Below are 5,680 nucleotides of genomic sequence, written 5' to 3'. Positions count from 1 at the left end.
GGTGATGTGCTGACCGGGATCGTCGCCACGATGCTGGCGCAGGCCGCATGCCATGGGCTGGCGCCGTTCGAGGCGGTCGAGCAGGCGATATGGCTACACGCGCGCGCCGCCGATCTCGCCGGGCGCGCGATGATCGCCGACGATCTGCTGGTGCATCTTGCCCAAGCGGTTTCCGACGCGTGAGCCTGGTGCTCCGCCTTGCCGCGCGCGGCGACGGCGTGACCGAGGACGGCCGTCACGTCGCGCTGACTGCGCCGGGCGATTCGATCGATGCGGGCGGGGCGGTCGTGGCGGGGCCGCATCATGCGACGCCGCCGTGCCGCCATTTCCCGCGCTGCGGCGGGTGCCAGCTCCAGCACGTCGACGACGAAGCCTATGCCGAATTCCTGGCGCAGCGGGTGACGGGAGCGCTCGCCTCCCAACGGATCGCGCCGCCGCGATTGCTGCCCGCGCATCTCTCGCCGCCGCGCACGCGCCGCAAGGCATCGCTACGCGCCGAACGGATCGGCAATCGAGTCGTGCTCGGCTTCAACGAGGAGGCCAGCCATCGGATCGTCGACATGGCCGAATGCCATGTGCTGCGGCCCGAGCTGTTCGCGCTGGTCGCACCGCTGCGCGCGATGCTGATGCCGCTGCTGCGCCGAGGCCGCGCGGGCGAGGTGCGGATGGCGCTGAGCGATCAGGGCGTCGATCTGCTGCTGAGCGGGGTCACCGCCGAGGGGCTGGAGGCGAGCGAGGCGATCACCGGCTTCGCGGGCGCGCACGGGCTGGCGCGGCTAGCGATCGACGATGGCTATGGCGCGCAGGCGTGGTGGGAGCCGCGGCCGGTGACGGTGACGCTCGGCGACGTCGCCGTGGCGCTGCCGCCGGGGGCCTTCCTCCAGGCGACACAGGATGGCGAACAAGCGCTGGTCGATGCCGTGCGCGAGGCGGTGGGCGGGGCGGAGGCGGTGCTCGATCTGTTCGCCGGGCTGGGGACATTCGCCTTGCCGCTCGCGGCGGGGGCGAGGGTATATGCGGCGGAGGGCGCGCGCGATGCGGTGCTGGCGCTCAAGGGCGCGGCGGGAGCGAGCAAGCGGGCGATCGCCGTCGAGCATCGCGATCTCTTTCGCCGTCCGCTCGATGCCAAGGAGCTGGCGCGCTTCGATGCCGCCGTCCTCGATCCGCCGCGCGCGGGCGCCAAGGAGCAGGCGCCGGCGCTGGCGGCGAGCGCGATCGGGCGGATCGCTTATGTCTCGTGCAACCCCGCGACCTTCGCGCGCGATGCGCGGACGCTGATCGACGGCGGCTATGCGCTCGAATGGGTGCGCCCGGTCGGGCAGTTCCGCTGGTCGACGCATGTCGAGCTGGTGGCGCTGTTCACGCGTTAGAGTCCGTCCTGTTATACTCTCGTCACCCCGGCCGGGGTGACGTTTCGGCTTGAACGGGACAGCCTCCAGATCCGATCTTATGTTCCAAATCCGGTGGAGCCGTCGGCGTTCCGGCGCGTTGCGGCGATGGTTCGCAAGGGAGAGATAGACATGCTGTTCACCATCGCCGCGATATTGTTCGTCCTCTGGCTGCTCGGCTTCCTGGTTTTCCACGTCGCGGGCGGGTTGATTCACATCCTGCTCGTCATCGCGATCGTCGTCGGGCTGATCCAGTTGTTCAGCGGCCGCAGGGTCTGAAGGATCGCCGCACCCCGGCCTTGAGCCGGTCCCGCTGCTTGGCCGACGCTGAAGAAGCGGGACCCCGGCTCAAGGCCGGGGTGACGTCAGCTTGTACAGGGCAGCCTCTGGCGTCGTGCGGCCGGCGGCGCCGGCGTGCTCAGCGTGCGCCGAGCTGGCCCAGCACTTCATAGGCGACCACCGCGCAGGCGACGGCGGCGTTGAGGCTGTCGGCGCGGCCCAGCATCGGGATGCGGACGCGCACGTCGCATGCGGCGGCGAAGGCATCGGGCAAGCCCTGCGCTTCGTTGCCGATCAGGATGAAGGCGGGGGCGGCGTAACGCGCGGCGCGATAATCCTCGCTGGCGGCGAGATGCGTGCCGACGAGCTGCCCGTCGCCGCCGCGCAGCCACGGCAGGAACGCCTCCCAGCGCGTCTGCGCGATACGCTGCGTGAACAGCGCCCCCATGCTCGCGCGCACCGCCTCGACCGAGAAGGGATCGACGCAATCGTCGATCAGGATCAGCCCGCCCGCGCCGACCGCATCGCCGGTGCGCAGGATCGTGCCGAGATTGCCCGGATCGCGCAGCGCCTGCGCGACCAGCCAGATCGGCGCGGCGGCGCGGTCGATCGCTTCGAGATCGGTCGCGGGCTGGCGATAGACGCCGAGGACGGTCTGCGGATTATCCTTGCCGGAAAGCTTGTGGAGGATGTCGCGGCTGGTCTCGATCGCCTCGCCGCCGCGCGCTTCGACCCTGGCGACGAGCCGTGCGACGATCGGGTGGCCGGCGCCGTCGGCGGAGAAGAACAGAAGCTCGGGCAGCACGCCGGTCTCCTCCGCCTCGGCGAGGATGCGCAGCCCCTCGGCGAGGAAAAGCCCCTGCTCGCGGCGGTGGCGCTTGTCGCGTAGCGCGCGGACCTGCTTGACCAGCGGGTTGGAGAAAGCGGTGATCGCGCGGGGCATGTCGGGGCGGGCGAGGGGCTTATTCCTCCCCGAACTTGTCCTCGATCAGCCCGCACAAAGCATCGAGCGCGCCTTGCGCGCCCTCGCCGGTGGCGCTGACCGTCACGGTATCGCCCATCGCCGCGCCGAGCATCATCAGCCCCATGATCGAGGTGCCCGCGACCCGAGAGCCATCCTTCTCGACCGCGACCGCGGCGGTCTGCGTGCTGGCGAGCGTGACGAACTTGGCGCTGGCGCGCGCGTGGAGGCCGCGCTTGTTGGCGATCAGCACCGAACGTTCGACGCCGTCGCTCACGCCGCCGCCTCGCCGAGCACTTCGGAGGCGACCGAGATATATTTGCGGCCCGCCTCGCGCGCGGCGGCGACCGCCGCCTGAACCTTCATCATCTTGCGCGCGCCCGACAGGCGAATCAGCATCGGCAGGTTGACGCCGGCGATCACCTCGACTCGGCCCGGCTCCATCAGCGAAATCGCGAGGTTGGAGGGCGTGCCCCCGAACAGATCGGTGAGCAGGATCACGCCGCGCCCGTCATCCACCGACGCGATGGCGGCGGCGATATCGGCGCGGCGCGCCTCCATATCGTCGTCCGGCCCGATGCAGATGCCCGCGACCCCCGGCTGGGGGCCGACGACATGTTCCATCGCGCGCACGAATTCGGCCGCGAGCTGGCCATGAGTCACCAGCACCATTCCGATCATTGAATCACCGTCACGCCTTGCTTGTCGCCAGCCTCCGGTCGTCCTTCCAGCGCGTCCAGCGTCTGCCTGGCTAGATCGCGATGCGCGATGGTGGGCGAAAAACCCGCCTCGCGCAACCTCCGCGCCATATGCTCGGCGACATGCACCGATCGGTGGCGGCCGCCGGTGCAGCCGAAGGCGATCGTGACGTAGGATTTGCCCTCGGCTTCGTAGCGCGGCAACAGCAGCAGCAGCAGCCCCTCGATCCGCTCCATCGCCTCCGGATAAGCGGGATCCTGGGCGATATAAGCCGCGACATCGGGATCGAGGCCCGTGCCGGGGCGCAGATCGGGCACCCAGTAGGGATTGTGGAGGAAGCGCAGGTCGAACACCAGATCGGCGTCGTTGGGAAGCCCGCGCGAGAAGCCGAACGAGGTGATCGACAGAGTCGAGTTCGCCGCCGCCTCGGCGCCGAACAAAGCGCGCAACTGTTGCTGGAGCGCGTTGGTGCTAAGATCGCTGGTGTCGATAAGGAAATCGGCGCCCTCGCGGAGCGGCCGGAGCAATTCGCGTTCGCTCGCGATGCCGACCTTGGCGGGGCGATCCTGCGCCAGCGGGTGGCGGCGGCGGGTCGCGGAGAAGCGGCGCTGGAGCACGACGCCCGAGCAATCGAAAAAGAGGATCTCGATCGCGATTCCGCGCGCGCCGCGCAGCTTGTCGACGCGCGCGAGGATGGCCTTGGCGTCGAAACCGCGCGTGCGGCTGTCGATCCCGACCGCGAACGGGCGATCGCTCTCGCCGGCGCCCTCGGCGGGGGGGCTGGCGAGCAGGCGGTCGACCAGCGCGAGCGGCAGATTGTCGGCGGTCTCCCAGCCGATATCCTCGAGCGTCTTGAGCGCGGTGGTGCGCCCCGCGCCCGACATGCCGGTGACGAGGAGGATGCGGCGGGGATCGGTCATCGGGGCAGGCCATAAAGCGCCAAGGCTTGCTCTACCTTGAGCGGCGCCGACGCCTCGAACGGCGCGAGCGCGATCTGCGGAACCTCGACGCCCTCGAAGAGGGTGTTGGGGAGCGGATCGGGGGGCATCCGCTCGGGCGTTCCGTCGAGGATCACGCCGAGTGCTATCGGAGCGCCAGCCGCCGCCGCGACTTCGACGATGCCGACTCCGCGCACCTCGATCCGTCGCCCGATCGTCGCGGGGCAGGTCGCGCGCAACGCATCTCCGTCGCGGCCGAGCGTCACGGCATCGTCCGCGACCAGCAGCGCGCCGCGATCGATCAGGCGCAGCGCGAGATCGGACTTGCCGGCCCCCGGCGGCCCCATCAGCAGCACGCCGCGCCCGCCGATCGCGACGCAGGTGGCGTGGACCAGCGCCATCAGCGCTGCGCCGCGGGCAGGCGGATCAGGAAGCGCGCGCCCGATTGGCCCTCGTCGCGCTCGGTGACGAGGATCGTGCCGCTATGCCCCTCGACGATCGCCTTGGCGATGGCGAGGCCGAGCCCGCTGTGGCGGCCGAACTCCTCGCCCTCGGGGCGGTCAGAATGGAAGCGGTTGAAGATGTCCTCCCGCGCTTCGGGCGCGACGCCGGGGCCCTCGTCCTCCACCCGCACCACCACTTCGCCCTGGTCGCGCGTCGCGGCGACCTGGACGAGCCCGCCGGGGGGCGAGAAGGAGATGGCGTTGTCGATAAGGTTTTCGATCACCCGCGCCAGCCGCGAACCCTCGCCGAACAGCACCGCGCTGCCGCGATTGGGGCGCGCGAAGGCGAGGCGGATATCGTTGGGGATGCCGCGCTCCTCGCGCGCGGCGATCAATTGTTCGATCATGTTGCCGATATCGACCGTCTCGAAGCGCGCGCGCGAAAGCTCGGCATCCATCCGCGAGGCTTCGGAGACGTCGGTGATCAGCCGATCGAGCCGGCCGACATCGTCGCGGATGATCGCGATCAGCTTGTCGCGCAGCTCGGGATCGCTGACGAGATCGAGACTGTCGACGGCGGAGCGCAGCGAGGCGAGGGGGTTCTTGATCTCGTGCGCGACGTCGGCGGCGAAGGCCTCGGTCGCGTCGATGCGCTTCCTCAGCGCCTGGCTCATGTCGGAAAGCGCGCGGGCGAGCGTGCCGATCTCGTCGTGCCGCGAGGGCAGGCGCGGCAATTGCACCTCGCGCGATCGGCCGAGGCGCACGCGATGCGCCGCCAGCGCCAGGCGGCGCAACGGCCGCGCGATCGTCCGCGCGAGATAGAAGGACAGCAGCATCGAGAGCGCGCCGGTGCCGAGCAGGATGATCCCCAGCCAGAAGCGCTCGGCGCGCACGCTGCGGATCACGTCGCGCTGGTTGGTGGTGAGCAGCAGCACGCCGGCATCGCCCGCGCGCATCGCCGCCGAGATGACG

Annotated in this window: 9 protein-coding genes; 3 read left to right on the top strand and 6 right to left on the bottom strand. The window is 70.3% G+C overall.

The window, feature by feature from the left end; all coding sequences use genetic code 11:
• The 3 genes from HUU94_RS10820 to HUU94_RS10810 form a co-directional block, all read left to right on the top strand.
• On the top strand, positions 1-183 hold a 183-nt coding region (locus tag HUU94_RS10820; RefSeq protein ID WP_302480199.1), incomplete at its 5' end, for an NAD(P)H-hydrate dehydratase.
• The gene (locus tag HUU94_RS10815) at positions 180-1,370 is read left to right on the top strand and encodes a class I SAM-dependent RNA methyltransferase (RefSeq protein ID WP_174275084.1); all 1,191 of its coding nucleotides are present in this window, start codon (positions 180-182) and stop codon (positions 1,368-1,370) included. The genes HUU94_RS10820 and HUU94_RS10815, both read left to right, overlap by 4 nt.
• A gap of 150 nt (positions 1,371-1,520) precedes the next feature.
• Positions 1,521-1,667: a lmo0937 family membrane protein gene (locus HUU94_RS10810; RefSeq protein WP_174275091.1), complete on the top strand. Its 147-nt coding sequence runs from the start codon at positions 1,521-1,523 to the stop codon at positions 1,665-1,667.
• A gap of 139 nt (positions 1,668-1,806) precedes the next feature.
• Here the strand turns inward: HUU94_RS10810 and HUU94_RS10805 are convergent, their stop codons facing one another.
• The 6 genes from HUU94_RS10805 to HUU94_RS10780 form a co-directional block, all read right to left on the bottom strand.
• Positions 1,807-2,610, bottom strand: a complete 804-nt coding sequence (locus HUU94_RS10805; protein ID WP_174275090.1) for a TrmH family RNA methyltransferase — start codon at positions 2,608-2,610, stop codon at positions 1,807-1,809.
• Between the two features lie 19 nt (positions 2,611-2,629).
• A complete protein-coding gene (locus HUU94_RS10800; protein WP_174275089.1) occupies positions 2,630-2,905 on the bottom strand; it encodes an HPr family phosphocarrier protein in 276 nt (91 codons plus the stop codon).
• A complete protein-coding gene (locus HUU94_RS10795; RefSeq protein WP_174275088.1) occupies positions 2,902-3,309 on the bottom strand; it encodes a PTS sugar transporter subunit IIA in 408 nt (135 codons plus the stop codon). The genes HUU94_RS10800 and HUU94_RS10795 overlap by 4 nt, the downstream gene beginning before the upstream one ends.
• Positions 3,306-4,247 (bottom strand): RNase adapter RapZ, encoded by a 942-nt coding sequence (rapZ, locus tag HUU94_RS10790; RefSeq protein ID WP_174275087.1) that lies wholly within the window; start codon positions 4,245-4,247, stop codon positions 3,306-3,308. Before rapZ ends, HUU94_RS10795 begins: the two co-directional genes overlap by 4 nt.
• Positions 4,244-4,666, bottom strand: a complete 423-nt coding sequence (locus HUU94_RS10785) for an HPr kinase/phosphorylase (RefSeq protein ID WP_174275086.1) — start codon at positions 4,664-4,666, stop codon at positions 4,244-4,246. Before HUU94_RS10785 ends, rapZ begins: the two co-directional genes overlap by 4 nt.
• Positions 4,666-5,680, bottom strand: a 1,015-nt coding sequence (locus HUU94_RS10780; protein ID WP_174275085.1) for a HAMP domain-containing sensor histidine kinase, incomplete at its 5' end; no start/stop codon positions are given. The genes HUU94_RS10780 and HUU94_RS10785, both read right to left, overlap by 1 nt.

The organism is Sphingomonas bacterium, assembly GCF_903644055.1.
Lineage (GTDB): Bacteria > Pseudomonadota > Alphaproteobacteria > Sphingomonadales > Sphingomonadaceae > Sphingomonas_I.
The sequence above is the reverse complement of the archived record's forward strand: the minus strand, read 5'-3'. Positions and strand labels throughout refer to the sequence as shown.

What these genes read in the sequence shown, in the direction of transcription:
- HUU94_RS10795 (WP_174275088.1), bottom strand. Translation starts at nt 3,309, where the DNA reads ATGATCGGAATGGTGCTGGTGACTCATGGCCAGCTCGCGGCCGAATTC.
- HUU94_RS10785 (WP_174275086.1), bottom strand. Translation starts at nt 4,666, where the DNA reads ATGGCGCTGGTCCACGCCACCTGCGTCGCGATCGGCGGGCGCGGCGTG.
- HUU94_RS10810 (WP_174275091.1), top strand. Translation starts at nt 1,521, where the DNA reads ATGCTGTTCACCATCGCCGCGATATTGTTCGTCCTCTGGCTGCTCGGC.
- HUU94_RS10805 (WP_174275090.1), bottom strand. Translation starts at nt 2,610, where the DNA reads ATGCCCCGCGCGATCACCGCTTTCTCCAACCCGCTGGTCAAGCAGGTC.
- rapZ (WP_174275087.1), bottom strand. Translation starts at nt 4,247, where the DNA reads ATGACCGATCCCCGCCGCATCCTCCTCGTCACCGGCATGTCGGGCGCG.